The organism is Sphingomonas sp. S2-65 (assembly GCF_021513175.1).
Classification (GTDB): Bacteria; Pseudomonadota; Alphaproteobacteria; order Sphingomonadales; family Sphingomonadaceae; genus Sphingomonas.
Genome location: NZ_CP090953.1, coordinates 1494921 through 1515034 on the forward strand (window position 1 = coordinate 1494921; position 20114 = coordinate 1515034).

Consider the following 20114-nt stretch of genomic DNA (forward strand, 5'->3'; position numbering starts at 1 on the left):
GGCGCTTCCGTCGCCGCACGGTGGATGCCGGAACAAGTCCGGCATGACGGTTGAGATTAGAGGCTGTCGACGAAGTCCTTGTAGGCCGCTTCGTCCATCAGGGCTTCGACTTCGGCGGCGTTCGAGAGGGTCAGCTTGAAGAACCAGCCTTCGCCTTCGGGGTCTTCGTTCACCAGCGCGGGGTTGTCGGCGAGCGCGGGGTTACCCTCGACCACGGTGCCGCTGGCGGGCGCATAGACATCCGAGGCGGCCTTGACCGACTCTACGACCGCGGCGTCGTCACCCTTGGCGACGGTCTTGCCGGCCTCGGGGGTCTCGACGAAGACGATGTCGCCGAGCTGGCTCTGGGCGTAGGTGGTGATGCCGACCGTGGCGGTGTCGCCGTCGACCTGGATCCATTCATGGTCTTGGGTGAAATAGCGGCTCATGTCTCAGGCTCCCTTGCGGACATAGCGGTGGGGGACGAAGGGCATCGAGGTGACCTCCGCGTTATGGGTCTTGCCGCGCTGACTCAGCGTCACGCGGGTGCCGGGCGTTGCGAGCGCGGCGGGAACGTATGCCATGGCGATCGGCTTCTGCACCGAAGGGGCGAAGCCGCCGCTGGTGACGGTGCCGATCTGCGTGCCGCTGTCGTCCACGACGATAGCGCCTTCGCGAACAGGCTGGCGCCCTTCGACGATCAGGCCGACGCGCTTGGTGGCCGAACCGTTCGCACGATCGGCGAGGATCGCCTCGGCGCCCGGGAAGCCGCCTTCCTCGCGGCGGCGCTTGGACAGCGCGAAGCCGAGATCGGCGGCTACGGGATTGGTGTCGAGATCGAGATCGTGGCCGTAGAGCGGCAGGCCAGCTTCGAGGCGGAGCGAATCGCGCGCACCCAGGCCGATCGGCTTGACTTCGGGCTGGGCGCAGAGCGCTTCGGCGAACGCTTCGGCGGCGTCGCCGGGGAGCGAGATCTCGAAGCCGTCCTCGCCGGTATAGCCCGAGCGGCTGACCCAGAGCGGATTGCCCTGCCATTCGAACGCGGCGGCGGTCATGAACACCAGCGACGCGACGCCGGGGACGACGCGCTCGAGCGCGGTAACCGCTTCGGGGCCCTGGAGGGCGAGCAGCGCCTGTTCGTCGAGATGGTTGATCGCGACCTCATCGGGCAGCGCTTCGCGGAACACGCCGAGATCATCCCACTTGGTTGCGCCGTTTACGACCATGTAGAAGGCCCCGGCGTCGATCTCGAAGGCGTTTTCATCACCGAGGCGCGTGACCATCAGATCGTCATGGATGCCGCCATTGTCGGCAAGCAGCAGCGAATAGCGCATGCGCCCGGGGATCAGCCCCTTGATGTCGCCGGGAAGCAGGGTTTCGAGCTGGGCGTCGGTGTCGGCACCCGAGAAGAGCAGCTGGCCCATATGGCTGACGTCGAACAGCCCGGCATGCTCGCGCGTCCAGAGATGCTCGGCCATGATGCCTTCATACTGGACGGGCATCTCATAGCCGGCGAACGGCACCATGCGGCCGCCGCGGGCGCGGTGCCACGCGTCGAGCGGCAGCAGCTCGGGCGCGAGCGCTTCGGCTTCGGGTTCTTGCACGTCCTGGCTCATCACACACGGTTCCGGCGCAGTGGATCGACGACGGATCGCGCGCCTGCGTGCGCCTTGATCCATCGCCCCCTCTGTCACGGTACCTGAGAGCTTTCACGAGCCTTGGGCTCGCTTACCCCTTCGGTGGCCGCTGCTGAAGCGACGCTTTCCAGAGTGTCGTGCGCGCGCGGTCCTCGGTGCCTGAGAGATTCCGGGGCGGTTGCTCCTTCGGCGGACGATACTCGATGCTCAAACCGAACCGCTGGCAAGCCAGCTACGATTTGAGCGGCAAGATCGCCACTCTCCCGCGCGTGCCTATCCCGGTTGCCCGGCATCGACCGGTGCAGCCTTGGCCGCACCGAGGATTCGAGTCAATCGGGCTTTAGCGCGTCGCGTTATACTTGAGCTGATCCTGGGTGAGCTGGAAGCCGACCAGCGCCTCGAACGTGGCGGCGAGCACGGCGTCGCGGACTTCCGGAGTCGACAGCGGATCCATCGCGGCCGCTTCGTCGCCGGCCTTGCGCTTCTCGTTCAGGCGCTTGCGAACACTCTCGGGCAGCGTGGCCGCGGCGCGCGACACCGAGCCGGTCGCCTGGCCGCGCGTCTGGGCGCGGATCTGGCCTTCGGCGAAATGGACGGTCACTTGGCCGACCGTCTTGGCGACGACCGAGGAGCCGCCGCGCACGACCGCGAGATAATAAGGCAAGGTGACGTCGCGGGCGGGCCCCGGCTGGGCGCGGCGGGCGAGCACGTCGAAGGTCACGGTGGTCGCGATCGGATCGACGGTGTCGACGCAGGTCGACTGGAGGTTGGTCAGAGTGGCGGTGACGTCGATCGCCGAAGCCTCTCGGCTGGCTGGCGGGTTGAACAGGGTGATGTCGCCGGTGCCCGCGGTCACGCCGACGCGCGGGCAGGCGGAGCGGACGGCGGAGATACCGCCTTCGGTGATCTCGCCGGTACGGGCACAGCCGCCCGCAGCCAGCAGGACAAGGGCGGGAACGGCAAGCTTGGCGAGCGACACGGGCGGAACACCTTTCACAATAAACACGGGCCGCCGCTGCAAACGGGGCCCGGAAGCGGCCGGCACCATAGGAACCGCCTTTCGCGCGCGCAAGCAATCGCGTAGAGCGCGGGGTGATGGACCAGGCTCAGAAACCCGCCCTCGAACTGCTGATCGCGGCGCCGCGCGGCTTTTGCGCCGGCGTCGACCGCGCGATCCGGATCGTCGAGCTGGCAATCGAAAAATACGGCGCACCGGTCTATGTCCGCCACGAGATCGTCCACAACAAGTTCGTGGTGGATACGCTCAAGGCCCAGGGCGCGATCTTCGTCGAGGAACTCGACCAGGTGCCCGACGGGGTGCCGGTGGTGTTCTCCGCGCACGGCGTGCCCAAGGCAGTGCCCGCCAAGGCGGCGGAGCGCGGGCTGTCCTATCTCGACGCCACCTGCCCGCTCGTGTCGAAGGTGCACCGCCAGGCCGAGCGGCTGGTCGCGGCAAGCCGGCACATCCTGTTCATCGGCCACAAGGGGCATCCCGAAGTGATCGGCACCTTCGGCCAAGTGCCCGAGGGCGCGATGACGCTGATCGAGACGCCCGAAGATGCCGAGCAGGTGCAGGTAGCCGAGCCAGGCAATCTCGCCTTCCTCACGCAGACGACGCTGTCAGTGGACGACACCGCGGCGACGCTGGCGGTGCTCCAGCGGCGCTTCCCCGCGATCCTGGCGCCTGGGCCCAACGACATCTGCTACGCCACCACCAACCGCCAAGGCGCGGTGAAGGCAATCGCCTCGTCGGTCGACCTGATGCTGGTGATCGGCGGCAAGAACTCCTCCAACTCGCTGCGGCTGGTCGAAGTCGCGGAACGCCAGGGCATCCGGGCCTACCTGATCCCGCGCGCCGAGGACCTGGACTGGGCCTGGTTCAACGGAGTCGGGTCGCTGGGCGTCAGCGCCGGCGCCTCGGCACCCGAGGTGCTGGTGCGCGAACTGGTCGCCAAGCTGTCCGAACGGTTCGACGTGCACGAGCGCGAAGTCGAGACGGTGGAAGAGAACGTCGTCTTCAAGCTGCCGCGCGGACTCGAAGCGGCCTGATGGCCGTCTACACGCTTGTTTCGACGGAAAGGCTGGCGGACTTCCTTCATGGCTATGCCGTGGGGGAACTGGTTTCGGCCAAGGGGATCGCCGAGGGCGTCGAGAACACCAACTATCTGGTAGATACCACGGTCGGCCGGTTCATCCTGACGCTGTACGAGAAGCGCGTCGCGGCGGGGGACCTCCCCTATTTCATGGCGCTGCTCGACCATCTGGCGGAACGCGAGCTACCCGTGCCCAGGGCGATCCGTAACCGGCAAGGCGCAGCGATCGGCGAACTGGAGAACCGGCCGGCCTGCCTCATCGAGTTTCTTCCCGGCGTGTCGCTGTCGCAGCCCACGCGAACGCAGGCACATGCCGCGGGTGTCGCATTGGGGCAGTTGCACTGCGCAGCCACGACGTTCGGCCAGGAGCGCGCGAATTCGATGGGCGTGGATCAATGGCGTCCGCTGTTCGAGCGGTGCGGGCGCGACCTGGATGCGATCCAGCCGGGCCTGCACGACGCGTTGGCAGGCGAACTGGACCGGGTGCTCGGCGCGTGGGATCACGGCCTGTCGCGGGGCACGATCCATGCCGACCTGTTTCCCGACAATGTGCTGATGCGCGGCGACGAGGTCAGCGGGCTGATCGATTTCTATTTCGCCTGCACCGACGTGCGCGCGCTGGACCTGGCGATCACTCACAGCGCCTGGAGCTTCGACGCGACGGGCGGCCAAGTGGACTGGGAAGTCGGCCGGGCGTTGATCGAGGGGTATCAGCAGTCGGTAAGGCTGAGCGGCGAAGAGAAGGCGGCGTTCCAGACGCTGTGCGAGGGCGCGTGCATCCGCTTCCTGCTGTCACGTGCCTGGGACTGGCTGAACACGCCCGCCGACGCGCTGGTGACGCGCAAGGACCCGCTGGCTTATTGGCGGCGGCTCCAGACCTACAAGAACCAAGGATCGTTGTTCGCGTGACCGAATTGCAGCATGTGGAAATGTTCACCGACGGCGCGTGCAAGGGGAACCCCGGCAAGGGCGGCTGGGGCGTGTTGCTGCGCATGGGCGAGACCGAGAAGGAGCTGTCGGGCGGCGAGCCGCACACGACCAACAACCGCATGGAGCTGATGGCCGCGATCCAGGGGCTGAACGCGCTCAAGCGTCCGTGCCGCGTCACGCTGTCGACCGACAGCCGCTATGTCATGGATGGCCTTACCAAGTGGATCCATGGCTGGATGAAGAATGGCTGGCGCACCGCCGACAAGAAGCCGGTCAAGAATGCCGAGCTGTGGCAGGCGCTGCTCGAAGCCGCCAAGCCGCACCGCGTGGAGTGGGTGTGGGTCAAGGGTCATGCCGGGCATCCGGGCAACGAGCGAGCGGACAAGCTGGCCAGCGACGCGGCAGTGTCCCAGCGGTAGCTGATGTGCGCTGACCGGCGCTTAGCCGCCGCGTAGATTGGCGGCGAGGAACTCCACGAACGCCCGGACCCGCGCCGGCGTGTTCGAGCCGCCGACGAAGACCGCGTGAATTTGCTCGACGTCGCCGGGGTTGAACGCCTCCAGCAGAAGACGAAGACGGCCGGCGGCGATGTCCTCCGTGACGCTGAACGCCCCCACACGGGCGACGCCGACGCCCAGCGCCGCCAATTGCCCCAGCGTCTCTCCGTTATTGGCCTCTATGTTTCCCTTCACCGACAAGGTGAAATCCTGCCCGTCGCGGCGAAAGGGCCAGACCGGCTCGGCACGGCGGAAGTTGAAGTTGAGGCAGTTGTGGCGGTGGAGGTCCTCGGGTGTGCGGGGCGTGCCATGCTTCGCCAGATAGTCGGGCGAGGCGACGATCACCCGCCCCGTCTCGCCGAGCTTGCGCGCGGTGAGCGTGCTGTCGGGCAGCGGTCCGAAGCGGATCGCGACGTCCGCCTGCCCCGCGGCGATATCGACAAGGCTGTCGGTCAGCGCGACGTCGATCAGGATGTCGGGATAGAGCGCGGCGAACTTGCCGAGCAGCGGCACGACGCACAGCCGCCCGTGCGAAAGCGCGGCACTGACGCGCAGACGCCCGCGCGGACTTCCCTGATCGGCGATCTGCTGCTCGGCATCGTCTAGATCCGCCAGGATGCGGCGAGCGGCAAGCAGATAGGATTGGCCCTCGGCGGTCAGCGACAAGGCACGCGTCGAACGAAGCACCAGGCGCACGCCCAGCCGCCGCTCGATCCGATCGACGGCACGCGCAACGGCCGACGGGCTCATGTCGAGCACGCGTGCCGCCGACGAGAAGCTGCCTTGCTCCACCACCGTGGCAAACAGCGCCAGCGAGCGGGCACGGTCGCTACCCCCGACCAGCTTTGCGTCCATTGCACAGATCCTCCGCTTTCGAGCGCTATACTCCGCTGCGTGTTCGAGGTTCATCTATGCGTCGACGTACCAACGCAAGGATGGATCATGGAATATCGGCAACTCGGCGCTTCGGGCCTTCGCGTGCCCGCACTCAGCTTCGGCACCGGGACCTTCGGCGGCACGGGCCCGCTGTTCGGCGCGTGGGGCCAGAGCGACGCTGCCGAGGCGCGCCGGCTGATCGACGTTTGCCTGGATGCGGGCGTGACGCTGTTCGACACCGCCGATGTGTATTCGAACGGCGCGTCCGAGGAGATATTGGGGCAGGCCATCCGAGGAAGGCGCGACGCGGTGCTGATCTCGACCAAGACCGGCCTGCCGATGGGGGAAGGCCCCCAGGACTGGGGCGCATCGCGTGCGCGACTGGTGCGCGCGGTCGAGGATTCGCTCCGCCGGCTCGACACCGATCATATCGACCTGCTGCAACTTCACGCGTTCGACGCGTCGACCCCGACCGAGGAGCTGATGGGCACGCTGGCGGCGCTGATCAATGCGGGAAAGGTGCGCTATGCCGGTGTCTCCAATTATCCCGGCTGGCAGCTGATGAAGGCGCAGGGTCTGGCCGAGCGTCACGGCTTGCCGCGCCTCGTCGCGCATCAGGTCTATTACTCGCTGATCGGCCGCGCCTATGAAGCGGACCTGATGCCGTTGGCGGCCGATCAGGGGATCGGCGCATTGGTGTGGAGTCCGCTTGGCTGGGGCCGGCTGACCGGGAAGATCGGGCGCGGCCGGCCGGTACCGGCGGGCAGCCGGCTCCGCGACACCGAACAGTTCGCGCCGCCGGTCGATCAGGATCATCTCTACAAGGTCGTCGATGCGCTTGAGGCGGTTGCAGCCGAGACGGGCAAGACCGTGCCGCAGATCGCGATCAACTGGCTATTGGGGCGTCCAACCGTCTCATCGGTGATCATCGGCGCCCGCGACGAAGCGCAACTGCGCCAGAACCTTGGTGCGGTCGGCTGGGCGCTGACCCCGGAGCAGGTCGCCGCGCTCGACGAGGCCAGCGCCATCCTGCCGCCCTATCCCCATACGCCCTACCACCAGCAGGAGGGCTTCGCCCGCCTCGCCCCGGCGCTGGTTTGAGGGCGCGATCATGAACCGCAACCTTGGCCTTCTAGCTCTGGCGGTCGGCGCGTTCGGCATCGGCGTAACCGAGTTCGCGCCGATGGGCCTGCTTCCGGTGATCGCCGCCGATCTCGACGTGTCGATCCCGGCCGCGGGGCTTCTCATCAGCGCCTATGCGCTGGGGGTCGTGCTCGGCGCACCGTTGATGACGCTGACCACCGGCCGCGCGCCCCGGCGCACCTTGCTGATCGGACTGGCGGGCATCTTCACGGCCGGCAACCTGCTGGCGGCCGTCTCGGACAGCTATTGGATGCTGCTCGCCGCGCGCGTGCTCACGTCGTTCAACCACGGCGCGTTCTTCGGCGTCGGCTCGGTGGTGGCGGCGGGCCTGGTGGCGCCCGAGCGGCGCGCAAGCGCGGTGGCGGCGATGTTCATGGGTCTGACGATCGCCAATGTCGTCGGCGTGCCGCTGGCGACCTGGGCGGGCGAGCACCTGGGCTGGCGCGCCGCGTTCTGGGGTATCGCCGCGCTGGGCGTCGCGACCATGGTGTCGCTGCGGCTGACCTTGCCGCCCCTTCCCGCTCCGCAGGCCGGCAGCGCGCTTGCCGAACTGCGCGTGCTGAAGCGGGGGCCGGTATTGGGCGCGTTGGCGCTGACCGTGATCGGGTCGAGCGCGATGTTCACCGTGTTCACCTACATCGCGCCGATCCTTCGCGAAGCGACGCATGCTTCGCTCGGTTTCGTCACGGCGATGCTTGCGACCTATGGCTTGGGGCTGACGGTGGGGAACTGGCTGGGCGGACGCTTCGCCGACCGCTCGGTGGACCGCACCCTCACCGTGACGTTGGCCGCGTTGTCGGCGATCCTCGTCGCCTTTGCCGGCTTGATGCCGCATGCGGCGCCCAGCGCCGTGCTCATCTTCCTGTGGGGCGTGGCCAGCTTCGCGCTGGTGCCGCCGCTGCAGGTTCGCGTGATGACCGCCGCCGCCGATGCGCCGGATCTCGCATCGGCAGTCAATATCGGCGCCTTCAATCTCGGCAACGCGTCCGGCGCGGCGCTGGGCGGCGGCGTCATCGCGGGCGGGCTAGGCTATCCGGCGGTGGCGCTTGCCGGGGCGGCGACCTCGGCGATCGGGCTTGCGGCCCTGCTGTTGAGCGTTCGCCGCCGGCGAGCGGGTGAGCGGCAGCCGCTCGGCGCCTGATAGTCGGAGATCGTGCCTGGCCGCCCAGCCAGCGGGCGGCGGCGCCGGTTCCTCGTGACAATCACCCGGCGCCTTAGCCACCTCTATTAGATGTATTACAACTTGTTGACACCGTTTTCCCCTGATGCAATGAGGATCATCGAATAGCGGCAACAAAGTCGCAACATCGGGGAGGATTTGCATGCGCTGTGACCGCGTTTCACAGGCCGTCGGCCTGCGCGTTTCGACCAGTATCTTCACGGTTGCTCTGGCGGCCCTGGCGCCCGCCAGCGCGCTGGCCCAGACGCAGGACGCGCCGCCCGCCAACGAGGCTGCGGCACCGGAGGGAGACGATGTGGTCGTCACCGGGTTTCGTCAAAGCTATGCCGACGAAGTGCGCACCAAGCGCAACACGATCGAGATCACCGACGGCATCTCCTCCGACGACCTTGGCCGCATTCCCGACCTCAACATCGGCGAAGCGTTGCAGCGCGTGCCCGGCATCCAGCTCAACCGCGAAGCGGAAGGCCGCGAAGCGACGATCAACCTGCGCGGCCTGCCGGGCGAATATGCCCGCACGACGCTGAACGGCGTCGCCTTCGCAGAACCGATCCTGCAAAGCTCGACGCCCCTCGGCGCATTCGCTTCCGACATCTTCAGCGCGGTGCGCGTGCAGAAATCGCCCATGGCCGATGCGCAGTCGGGTGGCCTGTCGGGCAATGTCGACCTGCAGATCGCCCCCGCCTTGTCCCGCAAGGAAGGTGGCCGCGCGAAGATCGCCTATGACTATAACGAGCTGGGGGAGCAGGGTGAGCCCAGCGCGACGCTCGGATACAATGCGCACTTGAGCGAGAACTTCGCCGTGTTCGGCATCGTCTCCTACAAGCACGAGAAGTTCCGCCGGGATTCGATCCTGTTCAACACCTATGGCGTGCTGTCCGCGACGATCACGCCCAACTTCATCAGCCGCTATGCCGATTATTATGCGCCGACCGGCGCCTGCGCCACGACCTATGCCGCCGTGGTGGGCTGCGTCGCGGCGGCCGGGGGTACCGGCGCCAAGGGTGTCACCGGCGTCCAATATGTTTCGCAGAACCGCCAATATGTCCGCCAGAACGAGGGCGACCAATGGTCGGGCGCGGGCGGCGCCGAGTGGCAGATCAGCGAGGCCATGAAGTTCGGCGTGACCGGGCTTTATACCGACCGCCGGCAAAGCGAGACCGTACAGAACCTCCAGATCCTCAACTTCACCGGCACCGGGGTGCAAGTGAACCCGACCAGCGAGGTCCGCGAAGGTGCGGGCGGCGCGCATTATGTGGAGAATTTCAACTTCGCCAACATCGCCGTGATCAACGACTCCCGCCTGTTCCCCCAGGTGCAGAAGGCCTGGGGCATCAACGCCAATCTCGAATACGAGACCGGCGACTGGCGGCTGAACACTATCGGCACGCTGTCCAAGGCGAGTAACAGCGCGGTCGAAATCTTCGCCGAGTTCATCACCGGACAGCAAGCCGGCCGGCAGAATGGCACCACCGGCAGCTTCGCCAGCGGGGGCGGCAATTACGACGACTATGCACTGACCATCGGGCCCGATCCGCTGTCGACCGGCACTCCGCGCGTCGCCTGGACCTGGGCCGGTCCCGCCGACCAGCAGAGCTGGTACGATTCTCCCACCGGCACCCCGGGGCGAAACCGCTTCAATCTGGCCGGCACGCAGAGCTATGGCACCAGCAAGGTGACGGCGATCCAGCAGGACGTGGAGCGGAGCTTCTCCGACAGCTTCCTGTCCGGCATCCAGTTCGGTTCGCGGTTCGAGCGCAACGAATACCGCTCGCAGGGCTATCGCACCAACGCCGCCGGCATCCAGGGCCAGAATATCAGCAGCGACTTCCTGGCCGCGAACCCGCAGAACGACGACTTCTTCCAAGGGAATTTGCCCGGCTTCAACCGCAACTGGCAGGTACTCGACATGAACAAGGTCGTGTCCGCACTCCAGCCGGTGACACCCGTCAACGGCGCCGCGCTCGCGCCGATCGGGTTCAACATCAACTATACCGACAACGGCTACGCGCTGTACAACTTCACCAACGATACCGACGTGCTGTCGATCTATGCCGAGGCCAAATACGGGACGGAGATCTTCTCGATCCCGGTGCGCGGCATAGTCGGGCTGCGCTATGAGCAGGCCTGGAACACGGTCGACGCGTTGAACCGCATCCGTCCGGCTTCCGCCGGTCTCGGATCCCCGGCCGATTATGGCTTTCAGCGGTTCGAGAACAACTACAACCAGTGGCTGCCTTCCGCGATCGCGGTGTTCGACGTGACCGACGAGCTTGTGGTGCGCCTCGCAGGCTACCGCACCTATGTCCGCCCCCACCCGCGCCAGTTCACGCCGGTGACTCTGGTCGGTGCGCCCAGCACCACCAACGTGATTCCGGTCACGCTCGGCAATCCGGACCTGCAGCCTTATACCGGCACCTCGTTCGACGGCACGATCGAATGGTACAACCGCAAGAACGGCCTGGTGGCGCTCAGCCTGTTCTCCAAGCGGTTCAAGGGCGTGGTGCAGCAGGTCCGCGGCGCCCGCGCGCTGTGCCCGACCGATGGCGGCAATCTCGGCCTCGGGCCGTTGCGCGTCGAGGGCGACCAGTGCCTCACCGGCGCGGGGCCCGACATCAACGGCAACCCCCAGACGGTGTCGATCGCCGGCTTCATCAACTCGACGACGCCCTATACGGTCAACGGGCTCGAGCTGAACGTCCAGCAGCAGCTCGACTTCCTGCCCGGCGTTCTGCGCAACCTGGGCGGTGGTTTCAACTATGCCTACACCACGATCAGCGGCACGAATTCCGATGGCACGGAGGCGACCCTGCCCGGCATTTCCAAGCACAACTTCAACGTCATCGGCTATTATGAAAGCAAGCTGTTCGGCGTCCGCTTGAGCTACAACTTCCGCAGCAAGTACGACCTGTCTTCCACCGGCACCTTCGCCGGCGCTGCTCGGCAGGTCGAACCCCGCGGCCAGCTCGATGCCTCGGCCTCGCTCAACCTGACCGAGCAAGTCAGCCTGTCCATCAACGGGTTCAACCTGACCAACTCGACGCGCAAGGAATATCAGGGCGTAGAGGGTCAGGCGCGACGCATCGACTATGACGGACGCACCTACCGCGTCGCGCTGAACGCGCGGTTCTGATGCGCACCGCCTTTGTCATCGCCGCCGCGATCGCCTGCCCGCAGCCGGCACTCGCGCAGCATGCGATCTTTGCGGGCAGTGATCTGTCTGCGCAGGCCGCAACGCCGGCTGCGCGCGCGGTGATCGCGCGGGCGCAGGCAGCGCTCGGCCGACCGCCCGGCGCGATCCCGAAGCTGCATACCGAAGGGACGCTGCCCGGGCACGGCATCCGCGACGTCAGCATCGCCGCCAAGGCCGATCACCCGATTGTCCTGGACCTGGCACTGGCCTGGGCGATTACTCGGGATCGCCGTTACCTCGACCAGGCGGCGCGGTATCTGGAGAATTGGGCCGACACCTATCAGATGTCGTTCAACCCGATCGATGAGACGAGCTTCGACATGCTCGTTCTGGCCAACGACCTTACCGCCTCGGATCTTCCCCGCCCGCTCGCGGCGAAGCTCGACGGCTTCTGGCGACGCATGGCGTCGGGCTATCTGGATGCCATGGATGGAAAGCCGCACAACGCGCACACCAACTGGCAGAGCCACCGGATCAAGCTGGCGACGCTTGCCGCTTATCGCACCGGCGACACGCGGCTGATCGAGCGCGCGCGCGCGGCGTATCGCCGCCAGGTCGCAGTCAATCTGCGCCCGGACGGCTCCACCTTCGACTTCGAAGAGCGCGACGCGCTTCACTACGTCACCTACAATCTTGATCCGCTGATGACCGCGGCGCTCGCGGCACGGGCGCATGGCGAGAACTGGTTCGACTGGAAGGCACCGTCAGGCGCGAGCCTGGCGCGTTCGGTGGATTGGCTGGCCACCTTCGCGCGCGGTGAACGCACGCATATCGAGTTCGCCCACTCCAAGATCGCCTTCGACCGCGAACGGGCGGCGGCCGGCCAGAAGGAGTATGCACCGCATGCTTGGAACCCGGTGCAGGCGCTGAACACCTTCGCGCTCGCCAGCCGCTTCGATCCGCGGCATGCCCTTCTCAGGGACACGCTTGCTCAAAGGTCCGGGCGCTCACCCGCGTCGTGGATGGTGCTTATCCAGTGACGCGCCGCTGACGTTGGTCAGCCCGTGCCGCTGCCACCGGAGCACACCGGCGGCTTCGGCCGCGCCGGCGATTATCCGGAGCGGCGGTTTACCTGAACGGCCTGCGATGGTAGACTTTCCCGACATGGCGCGTTCCCTTACCACCATGTGCTTCAGCGCCCTCCGATCGCAGCTTGCGTGCCTGCCGCGGCTTTGCCGCACGGGCGCGGCTGCGTGGGTAACGGTGCTGACCGTGCTTTTCTGTGCGGTGCTGCCGGCCGGATTGCCGCAGTCTGCAACCTATGGCTCGGCGTTCAATCCGGCCACCACCAGCGTGGCGCTTGCCGCCCGGGCGCCCGAGCGGCGCACGGCGTCCGTGCAGCGGCTACGACCCGACCGACCGCCGGCCCCTGCCCTGTCAGCGGTGGCGGCGGTTCCGCCAACCGTACTCCCGAGCCCCCGCCCGGACGCCGACATCACGCTGCTGCGCGTCGCACCCGCGACGCTGCACACCCAGGCATTGGCACGGCTGGGCTGGGCGCGTGACCCTCCGGCGGCATGACGCGCAGCCGCTCTTGCGGCTGCTTCGCCTGAACTTCGGCCTTTTGGACGTAAGCGGCGTAACGCGCACGCTCCCAAGGAGGTAGCATGAAGAACAAACAGAAACGGCCACCCTGGTGGTTCGTGGCAGCGCTTTGGACCGGCTTGGCCAGCGCTTCCGCCCTGCTGGCCGTGGCCGCGGGATTGGCCGTAGAATGACCCTGGCGCAGGCCCGACGCGATGCGGACGGCCTGCGCCATTCCCCTGCACAGGATACTCGATGCCCCATCACACGCCCTTAATCGCCACCATCGTCGCGGGGTTGTTCGTCGCCTTCGTTTTCGGCGCGATCGCCCACCGGTTCAAAGTCTCTCCGATCGCCGGCTATCTGCTCGCCGGCGTCGCAGTCGGCCCGTTCACGCCCGGCTTCGTCGCCAATTCAGGCCTCGCCAACGAGCTTGCCGAGATCGGCGTGATCCTGCTGATGTTCGGCGTCGGGCTGCATTTCTCGCTGAAGGACCTGATGTCGGTACGCCGGATCGCGGTGCCTGGCGCGATCGGCCAGATCGCCGCGGCGACGGGCATGGGCATGGCGCTGGCCTGGATGGCCGGCTGGGGCATGCAGGCCGGGCTGGTATTCGGACTGGCGCTGTCGGTAGCGAGCACGGTGGTGCTGCTGCGCGCGCTGCAGGGGCACGACATCGTCCAGACCGAGCGCGGGCGGATCGCCGTGGGCTGGCTGATCGTCGAGGATCTGGCGATGGTGCTGGCGCTGGTGCTGCTGCCGGTGATCGCCGGCATCACCAGCGGGGCCAACGAAGGCGCCGCCGCCATCCTCCAGCCGCTGTTGTCGACCTTCCTCAAGGTCGCCGGGTTCGCCGCGCTGATGCTGGTGGTCGGCCGGCGCGTGATCCCGTGGACGCTGCAATGGGTGGTGGGCACCGGATCGCAGGAGCTGTTCCGGCTGGCAGTGCTGGCGATCGCACTGGGCGTCGCGTTCGGTGCAGCGGTGGCGTTCGACGTGTCGTTCGCGCTCGGCGCCTTCTTTGCGGGCATGATCCTGGGCGAAACCTCGCTCAGCCGGCGCGCCACCGAAGAGACGTTGCCGCTGCGCGACGCCTTCGCGGTGCTGTTCTTCGTCTCGGTCGGCATGCTGTTCAATCCGTCGGTGATCGTCGACCAGCCTGTGCTGCTGGTCGCGGCGGTGTCGATCATCCTGTTCGGCAAGTCGCTGGCGGCCTATCTGCTGGTCCGCGCGTTCGGCTATAATGGGCAGACCGGCCTCACTGTCGCGGCGAGCCTTGCCCAGATCGGTGAATTCTCCTTCATCCTGGCGAGCCTCGGTTCCGAGCTGGGCATGCTTCCGCCCGCCGCGCGCGACGTGATCCTGGCCGCCGCGATGATCTCGATCTTCGTCAATCCGTTCCTGTTCGCCTGGGTCGCGGGACGTTACGACGAGGACGCGTCGGAAGGCGGAACGATCACGCCGGTGCAGCTCCAGTCGGGACACCTCATCCTGGTGGGCTATGGCCGCGTCGGCAAGATGATCGCCGCCGACTTCCAGACCCGGGGCAAGCCCTTCGTCATCATCGAGGATCAGGGCGACATGGTGAAGGAGGCGCAGGACGCCGGCATGCACGTGATCGAGGGCAATGCGCTCAACGCGCGCACGCTGGTGGCGGCGGGGATCGGATCAGCGGGCAAGCTGCTGATCGCGATTCCCGCCGGGTTCGAGGCCGGGGCGATCCTGCAGCACGCGCGCATCCTCAACCCGCAGGTGCCGGTGATCGCGCGGGCGCATTCGGCCGACGAAGTCGCGCATCTCGAGCGGGTCGGCGTCGACCATGTCGTGATGGGCGAGCGCGAAACCGCCAATCGGATGATGGAATTGTCCGCGGCGATGCCGCCGGCGCAGGCCGCCTGAAGGCGATCAGGGTGTCGTACCCCGATCGCCGCGGACCGGGGGACGGCACTCGCCGCGCAGGAACAGGCGCGCGGCGGCGATGAGCAGCAGCACGAACAACAGGAATGCCACGGACACCGGCACCTCAGGCAGCATGGCGGAAGAGCGCCGCGTGGATATCCGGGCCGGGGGACGCAGGTGGACGTGTCGCGTTAGGGACGAAACGGGGCGCGGGGTTGGTCCGCCAGCGCGGCGAGACCTCTATTTGCGCGAACATGCCCGCGCCGAGCGTGAGCAACGCGCCGCCAAGCGCGAGGCCGAGGAACGCGGCACAGGCGAGCGCGAATTCCAGCACCGATGCCGGGTGATGCGGCGGCTGGTTGGCCAGCCGGCATAGCTCAGCCAACGCCAGACCGCCGGACGCGGCCAGCCCCAGACCGGTGGCGCGGATGGCAAGGTCGGATCTTAGTCTTGGCTGGTCCTGCATGCCGCTCTCCGGGATTGCGGCTGCCCAGATATTGCGTGCGGCATAAGGAAGGGAGCGGCAAGGCGGACGATCCGCATAGTATTCGCGTAAGGTTTGGCGGCAGAACGCGGCGCGCCTCGATCAGGCGAGTCGCACTGCCTCCTGCGCAAGATCGCACACCGTCACGGCGTCCGAACGGTCGCCGAGCCTGACATCGATGAAGAAGCTGTCGGCGCCGCTGGCGGTCCTGCCCGGCCGGCGATGCAGCGCGGAACGCGCGACGGTTTCGAGCTTGTCGACCACCAGCCCGTTGAAGCGCCCGTCGGTCTCGACCACCAGCACCACCGCGTCCGGACACGCGGCGAGCGTCGAATGCGCCCCGCTCAAGTCGAGCAGCGGCAAGGGAGCGCCATTGTAGCTGGCGATGCCCTGAAGCGCCGACCCCGACCGGTTGAGCCCGGTGCGCGCCTGCGGGAACGGGATGATCTGCTTGACCGAGGACAGCGCCGCCGCGCGGCGGCGATCCCCCGCGACGAACACCAGGAACGGCTGGCGTTCCTCGGAGGCAGCCTTGCCGGCAAGCGCGGTTTGCACCGGCGCCGCCTTTTCGCGGCTGAGCGCGCCGATCATCCGCAATTCCTCGCTGCGGACCAGCGCCTCCCCGTCGAGCAGCAGGTTCTGGCGCCCTTCATGATCGACGATGGCGCCACGGAACAGCGTGAGCCGTTCGGCCAATGCCTGGGGAAGCGGCCGCACCAGACGCTCGCTGATCGGCAGGATGCGCTGTACCCGATCGATCTTCACGCCGAGCAACTGCTTGTCGTCGAGGCGCAGGATGATGACCGCGCCCCCGGTCTTTGCCTCGGCGCGGCCCGACAGGCCGAAAAGCGCCAGGTCGTCGACCACCGGCACTTCCTGTCCGAGATAGGGCACCACTCCGACCCACTTGCTGGAAGGCGCGGGACTGGGCCGCAGCAACGCGTTGGGAACGGTCGCCACCACCAGCCGGGCATCGAGCGCAAGGTTGGCGCCGGCGACGGTCACCAGCACCACTGCGCTGCGCCCGCCTGCGGCACCAGCATCGGCGCCAACCCGCGCTTCGCGGGCATGCGGCACCCCAGGCAGCGCAAGCACGGCCACCGGGTCGAGCAGGCCGACCAGGCCGTCGCCGTGCGGGAAGCTGCTGGAGACGATGCGATGATCCTCGTTACCGGAGATCGCGAAAGGCTGGATCATGTCGCGTGCGACGCGGGCAAGGCCAGATACCGAATCGAGGATGATGCCGATCAGAGCGCCGTCATGCCGCAGGATCAGGACCACGCCGCCTTCGTCTTCGCGCGGGCCGAAGCCGAGCCGCTCGGCGATGTCGAGCACCGGGATTACTCGCCCACGGATGACGATCGACCCGGCCGAGGCGCCCGCACCCGAGAAGCTGGGCTGGAGCCTGGCGGGCAGCGGCACGACTTCGCGGACATTGACCGCCGGCACCGCCAGATCGCGGCCGCACAGCCGCATCAGCCCGACATCGAGCAAGCTGGGCTCGGCGTCTTGCGCCAGGATCCCGTCTTCTCGAGACAGCGCGGCGAGCGCGTTCATCCGTGCGCCTGAGTCGAGGAGGCGAGTTCGCCGATCATGTTGACGACCTTGAAGGTGAGGTCCTCCTGGGTGTTGGCGGAGTCGGCGATCTGGGTGATCGAGCGGGCGGTCTTCTCGACGCTCTTGACGATGCCTTCGAATGCGGCGCGGGCGCTCTGCGACCGTTCGGTGCCGTGAGTCACGCGCTCGCTCGATTCCTCGATCAGCCGCGAGATCTCGGTCGCGGCCTCGGCGCTGCGCTCGGCCAGCTTGCGGACTTCCTCGGCGACGACCGAGAAGCCGACGCCGTGTTCGCCGGCGCGCGCCGCTTCGATCGCGGCGTTGAAGGCGAGCAGGTTGGTCTGGCTGGCGAGTTCGCCGATGACGCCGACGATCTTGGCGATCTGGTTGGACGACCGGCTGATCAGTTCGATCGACTCGATCGCGTTGTTGATCGCGGCGCTGCCCTGGGTGGCGGCGCTGTCGGTTTCCTGCGCCAATGCCGAGGCGCCGTGCGCGCCTTCGGAAATGGTGGTGATCGCCTTGGTCAGCTGGGCAACCATGCCCTGCATCTCCTGGCTCTTCACGGCGATCTTATGCTCCAGCTCGACCTGGGCCGAGATGTCATAAGCGTGCTTGATCACCCGCACCGGCCGGCCCGACAGGTCGTAGACCGGGCTGTAGCTCGCCTGGATGTGCACGTCGCGGCCATATTTGCCCAGGCGGTGGAAGCGACCGGAATGCGTCTCGCCATTGTTCAGGCACCGCCAGAAATCGCCATATTCCTTCGATTTCAGATATTCGGGCATGCAGAACATGCTGTGATGCTGGCCGACGATCTCGCGCAGCGAATAGCCCATCACCGCCAGGAAGTTGCCATTGGCAGTCAGGACATTGCCATCCAGGTCGAACTCGATCGATGCCTGGCTGCGTTCGATCGCGGCGAGGCGGTTCTCGACTTCGATCGACTGCAGCTTGGCCTCGGTCACGTCGAGCGCATAGGTCACGAGCTTGTACGGCTTGCCGCAGGTGTCGAGGATCGGGTTGACGGTGGCGCGGATCCACACCTCACGGCCACCCTTGGCGATGCGCTTGAATTCGCCTGACAGGAACTCGCCCTGCGACAGGCCTTCGGCCCGCTGGCGATAGGCCTCGCTCTGCGCGACCTCGGGCTCGACCATCATGCGCTGGTCCTTGCCGCGGATCTCCTCGATCGAATATCCGATCATATCGAGATAGTTCTCGTTGGCGTAGAGCACCGTGCCATCGAGCGCGGTCTCGATCACGCCCGAGGCGCGGCTGATCGCGTCGACCTTGCCCTGGAATTCCAGGTGGCGGCGCTTCGCCTCGGTCATGTCGGTGGCATATTCGACGACCTTCCACGGCTTGCCGTCGAGATCGAGGATCGGGTTGAAGCTGGAATAGCACCAGACCTCGCGACCGTCCTTGGTCTGCCGGCGGAACTCGCTCGCCTCATGCTCGCCGCGGGCCATCTTGTACCAGAACTGGCGGTAGTCCTGGTGGATGTGGCAGCCGGCATGGGTGGTCTGCTCGTGATGGCTGCCGACGATTTCGTCGCGGCGATAGCCGAGCATCGCGCAGAACATGTCGTTGGCGGCGAGCACCTGGCCCGAAAGGTCGTATTCGGCGACGCCGTGCTGGCGGCCCACCGCTTCCACCTTGCCCTCCGCTTCCGCCGAAGCGAGGCGCTGTGCCGTCACGTCCATGGCGTATTTGACGATCCGCACGGGACGGCCGCGCAAGTCGAAGATCGGGTTGTAGGTGGCCTGGATCCAGATCTCCTTGCCGCCCTTGGCCAGCCGCTTGAATGCGCCCGAATGATATTCGCCGCGGCCCAGCTTTTCCCAGAACTGCGCATATTCCGCCGAGCGCGCATAATCGGGGGTGCAGAACATCCGGTGATGTTGCCCCTCAATCTCGTTCAGCGCGTACCCGGTGGTGGAAAGGAAATTCTCGTTGGCGGTGAGCACGTTGCCGCCGAGATCGAACTCGATCACCGCCTGGGCGCGGCTGATGGCGGACAGGAGTCCTTCGTGCAGGATGCTTTCCTGACGGGTCTGGGTGACGTCCATCGCGATCTTGACGATGCGCACGACCGTCTCGCCGTCGAGCACGGGGTAATATTTCGCACGGATCCACACTTCGCGGCCGTCGCGCGCGACGCGCTTGAACTCGCCGTCCTTGGCATTGCCGCCGCGCAGCCCTAGCCAGAACAGCTCATAGTCGGAACTGTTGGCGAAGCTCGCTTCGCAGAAGATGCGGTGATGCTCGCCGATCACTTCCTCGGGCGCATAGCCCATCAACGTGAGGAACAGCTCGTTGGCGCGCAACACCGTGCCGTCGGGAGCGAACTCGATCACCGCCTGGGACTGGTCGAGCATCACCCCGAGCTGACGAAGCATGGCGTCGGCATCGGTGCCCGAGGGCTTGTCGAGGGTCTGGCGAGTGTGAGCGGTCATGCGGGCCTTCCGGTTCTATACCTCGCCGGAAAGAGCGCGGGCGGCCGGTCAAACGGACGCACGAACCTGAAGCCGGCCTCAGCATTATAGGCGGCGCAAGAAACGGAAACGTGCGGTAGGTAGAACTACCTAGGCAGTTACTGGAGTGGATGCGGCCAGGGGCCCTACACTACTGCGCTATGTCAGGCGATTACTTGCCCAGATGGCGCACATTCATGCAGATATGCAGAAAAGAGCCTCAGGCTTCCTTGACGAAGAAGCGATCGATGACGTTCTGCGCCAGGCGGGCGGGCTTCAGCGTCTGGGCATCGAGGCAGCACCAGCTCGACTTCACTTCCGCGAGCACTTCGGAACCCCGCTTGATGACGGTTTCGTAGAATGCGCGCGCGCCATGGACCTTTTCGAGCAACACCGTCGCGACGACTTCGTCCTCGAGAAAGGCGGGGCGACGATAGGTGATCTCATGCTTCAGCGCGACCCACAGGTGCTGGCCGACGACCTCGGACGGCGCAAGGCGCTGCCAATGATCGATCACCGCGGCCTGCACCCATTTCAGGTAGCTGGCATTGTTCACATGCCCCATGAAGTCGATGTCGTCCTGCGCCACGTCGACGGGGAATAGATGAGGAAGTGCAGTGGCAGCCATGATTCCATCCTAGCCGA

The 20114-nt window shown here is 66.7% G+C and carries 17 protein-coding genes and 1 riboswitch; of the genes, 9 read left to right on the plus strand and 8 right to left on the minus strand.

What is annotated here, in order from left to right; all coding sequences use genetic code 11:
- Window positions 1–56: 56 nt before the first annotated feature.
- The 3 genes from gcvH to LZ586_RS07010 all read right to left on the minus strand — a co-directional run bounded on the left by gcvH (window position 57) and on the right by LZ586_RS07010 (window position 2595).
- Complete coding sequence (gene gcvH, locus LZ586_RS07000; protein ID WP_235079038.1) at window positions 57–428, minus strand: glycine cleavage system protein GcvH; 372 nt, start codon at window positions 426–428, stop codon at window positions 57–59.
- A 3-nt stretch (window positions 429–431) separates the two neighbouring features.
- Window positions 432–1595 carry a glycine cleavage system aminomethyltransferase GcvT gene (gene gcvT, locus LZ586_RS07005; RefSeq protein WP_235079040.1) on the minus strand — a complete coding sequence of 388 codons (1164 nt, stop codon included), beginning with the start codon at window positions 1593–1595 and terminating at the stop codon, window positions 432–434.
- 61 nt (window positions 1596–1656) lie between these two features.
- Window positions 1657–1757, minus strand: a riboswitch (glycine riboswitch).
- A 199-nt stretch (window positions 1758–1956) separates the two neighbouring features.
- Window positions 1957–2595, minus strand: a complete 639-nt coding sequence (locus LZ586_RS07010; RefSeq protein ID WP_235079041.1) for a hypothetical protein — start codon at window positions 2593–2595, stop codon at window positions 1957–1959.
- Between the two features lie 116 nt (window positions 2596–2711).
- Here LZ586_RS07010 and ispH point away from each other — a divergent pair, with 116 nt between their 5' ends.
- Genes ispH through rnhA form a run of 3 tightly spaced genes read left to right on the plus strand, consistent with a single transcriptional unit; the run spans window position 2712 to window position 5058 of the window.
- Window positions 2712–3665, plus strand: a complete 954-nt coding sequence (gene ispH / locus LZ586_RS07015; protein WP_235079043.1) for a 4-hydroxy-3-methylbut-2-enyl diphosphate reductase — start codon at window positions 2712–2714, stop codon at window positions 3663–3665.
- Window positions 3665–4618 carry a homoserine kinase gene (gene thrB, locus LZ586_RS07020; RefSeq protein ID WP_235079044.1) on the plus strand — a complete coding sequence of 318 codons (954 nt, stop codon included), beginning with the start codon at window positions 3665–3667 and terminating at the stop codon, window positions 4616–4618. Before ispH ends, thrB begins: the two co-directional genes overlap by 1 nt.
- The gene (rnhA, locus tag LZ586_RS07025) at window positions 4615–5058 is read left to right on the plus strand and encodes a ribonuclease HI (RefSeq protein ID WP_235079045.1); all 444 of its coding nucleotides are present in this window, start codon (window positions 4615–4617) and stop codon (window positions 5056–5058) included. The genes thrB and rnhA overlap by 4 nt, the downstream gene beginning before the upstream one ends.
- 21 nt (window positions 5059–5079) lie before the next feature.
- Here rnhA and LZ586_RS07030 read toward each other — a convergent pair whose 3' ends face one another.
- Entirely contained in the window at window positions 5080–5991 is a 912-nt protein-coding gene (locus LZ586_RS07030; protein ID WP_235079046.1) for a LysR substrate-binding domain-containing protein, read from the minus strand.
- An 87-nt stretch (window positions 5992–6078) separates the two neighbouring features.
- Between LZ586_RS07030 and LZ586_RS07035 the strand changes: the two genes are divergently transcribed.
- The 6 genes from LZ586_RS07035 to ybaL all read left to right on the plus strand — a co-directional run bounded on the left by LZ586_RS07035 (window position 6079) and on the right by ybaL (window position 14951).
- Window positions 6079–7113, plus strand: coding sequence for an aldo/keto reductase (locus tag LZ586_RS07035; RefSeq protein ID WP_235079047.1), 1035 nt, complete (start codon window positions 6079–6081; stop codon window positions 7111–7113).
- A 10-nt stretch (window positions 7114–7123) separates the two neighbouring features.
- Complete coding sequence (locus LZ586_RS07040; RefSeq protein ID WP_235079048.1) at window positions 7124–8296, plus strand: MFS transporter; 1173 nt, start codon at window positions 7124–7126, stop codon at window positions 8294–8296.
- Between the two features lie 181 nt (window positions 8297–8477).
- The gene (locus tag LZ586_RS07045) at window positions 8478–11468 is read left to right on the plus strand and encodes a TonB-dependent receptor (RefSeq protein WP_235079049.1); all 2991 of its coding nucleotides are present in this window, start codon (window positions 8478–8480) and stop codon (window positions 11466–11468) included.
- Complete coding sequence (locus LZ586_RS07050) at window positions 11468–12508, plus strand: alginate lyase family protein (protein ID WP_235079050.1); 1041 nt, start codon at window positions 11468–11470, stop codon at window positions 12506–12508. The genes LZ586_RS07045 and LZ586_RS07050 overlap by 1 nt, the downstream gene beginning before the upstream one ends.
- Before the next feature lie 124 nt (window positions 12509–12632).
- Window positions 12633–13049 (plus strand): hypothetical protein, encoded by a 417-nt coding sequence (locus LZ586_RS07055; protein ID WP_235079052.1) that lies wholly within the window; start codon window positions 12633–12635, stop codon window positions 13047–13049.
- A gap of 258 nt (window positions 13050–13307) precedes the next feature.
- Window positions 13308–14951 (plus strand): YbaL family putative K(+) efflux transporter, encoded by a 1644-nt coding sequence (gene ybaL, locus LZ586_RS07060; protein WP_235079053.1) that lies wholly within the window; start codon window positions 13308–13310, stop codon window positions 14949–14951.
- A gap of 124 nt (window positions 14952–15075) precedes the next feature.
- Here the strand turns inward: ybaL and LZ586_RS07065 are convergent, their stop codons facing one another.
- The 4 genes from LZ586_RS07065 to LZ586_RS07080 all read right to left on the minus strand — a co-directional run bounded on the left by LZ586_RS07065 (window position 15076) and on the right by LZ586_RS07080 (window position 20097).
- Window positions 15076–15417 (minus strand): hypothetical protein, encoded by a 342-nt coding sequence (locus LZ586_RS07065; protein ID WP_235079054.1) that lies wholly within the window; start codon window positions 15415–15417, stop codon window positions 15076–15078.
- A gap of 120 nt (window positions 15418–15537) precedes the next feature.
- Window positions 15538–16992: a chemotaxis protein CheW gene (locus LZ586_RS07070; protein ID WP_235079056.1), complete on the minus strand. Its 1455-nt coding sequence runs from the start codon at window positions 16990–16992 to the stop codon at window positions 15538–15540.
- Window positions 16989–19451 carry a PAS domain-containing methyl-accepting chemotaxis protein gene (locus LZ586_RS07075; protein ID WP_235079058.1) on the minus strand — a complete coding sequence of 821 codons (2463 nt, stop codon included), beginning with the start codon at window positions 19449–19451 and terminating at the stop codon, window positions 16989–16991. Before LZ586_RS07075 ends, LZ586_RS07070 begins: the two co-directional genes overlap by 4 nt.
- A gap of 238 nt (window positions 19452–19689) precedes the next feature.
- The gene (locus tag LZ586_RS07080; protein ID WP_235079059.1) at window positions 19690–20097 is read right to left on the minus strand and encodes an acyl-CoA thioesterase; all 408 of its coding nucleotides are present in this window, start codon (window positions 20095–20097) and stop codon (window positions 19690–19692) included.
- Between the last annotated feature and the right edge of the window lie 17 nt (window positions 20098–20114).

Coding starts and splice junctions, on each gene's coding strand:
- gcvH (WP_235079038.1), bottom strand. CDS start 428: ATGAGCCGCTATTTCACCCAAGACCATGAATGGATCCAGGTCGACGGC.
- gcvT (WP_235079040.1), bottom strand. CDS start 1,595: ATGAGCCAGGACGTGCAAGAACCCGAAGCCGAAGCGCTCGCGCCCGAG.
- ispH (WP_235079043.1), top strand. CDS start 2,712: ATGGACCAGGCTCAGAAACCCGCCCTCGAACTGCTGATCGCGGCGCCG.
- thrB (WP_235079044.1), top strand. CDS start 3,665: ATGGCCGTCTACACGCTTGTTTCGACGGAAAGGCTGGCGGACTTCCTT.
- LZ586_RS07030 (WP_235079046.1), bottom strand. CDS start 5,991: ATGGACGCAAAGCTGGTCGGGGGTAGCGACCGTGCCCGCTCGCTGGCG.
- LZ586_RS07035 (WP_235079047.1), top strand. CDS start 6,079: ATGGAATATCGGCAACTCGGCGCTTCGGGCCTTCGCGTGCCCGCACTC.
- LZ586_RS07040 (WP_235079048.1), top strand. CDS start 7,124: ATGAACCGCAACCTTGGCCTTCTAGCTCTGGCGGTCGGCGCGTTCGGC.
- LZ586_RS07045 (WP_235079049.1), top strand. CDS start 8,478: ATGCGCTGTGACCGCGTTTCACAGGCCGTCGGCCTGCGCGTTTCGACC.
- LZ586_RS07050 (WP_235079050.1), top strand. CDS start 11,468: ATGCGCACCGCCTTTGTCATCGCCGCCGCGATCGCCTGCCCGCAGCCG.
- LZ586_RS07055 (WP_235079052.1), top strand. CDS start 12,633: ATGGCGCGTTCCCTTACCACCATGTGCTTCAGCGCCCTCCGATCGCAG.
- ybaL (WP_235079053.1), top strand. CDS start 13,308: ATGCCCCATCACACGCCCTTAATCGCCACCATCGTCGCGGGGTTGTTC.
- LZ586_RS07065 (WP_235079054.1), bottom strand. CDS start 15,417: ATGCAGGACCAGCCAAGACTAAGATCCGACCTTGCCATCCGCGCCACC.
- LZ586_RS07070 (WP_235079056.1), bottom strand. CDS start 16,992: ATGAACGCGCTCGCCGCGCTGTCTCGAGAAGACGGGATCCTGGCGCAA.
- LZ586_RS07075 (WP_235079058.1), bottom strand. CDS start 19,451: ATGACCGCTCACACTCGCCAGACCCTCGACAAGCCCTCGGGCACCGAT.
- LZ586_RS07080 (WP_235079059.1), bottom strand. CDS start 20,097: ATGGCTGCCACTGCACTTCCTCATCTATTCCCCGTCGACGTGGCGCAG.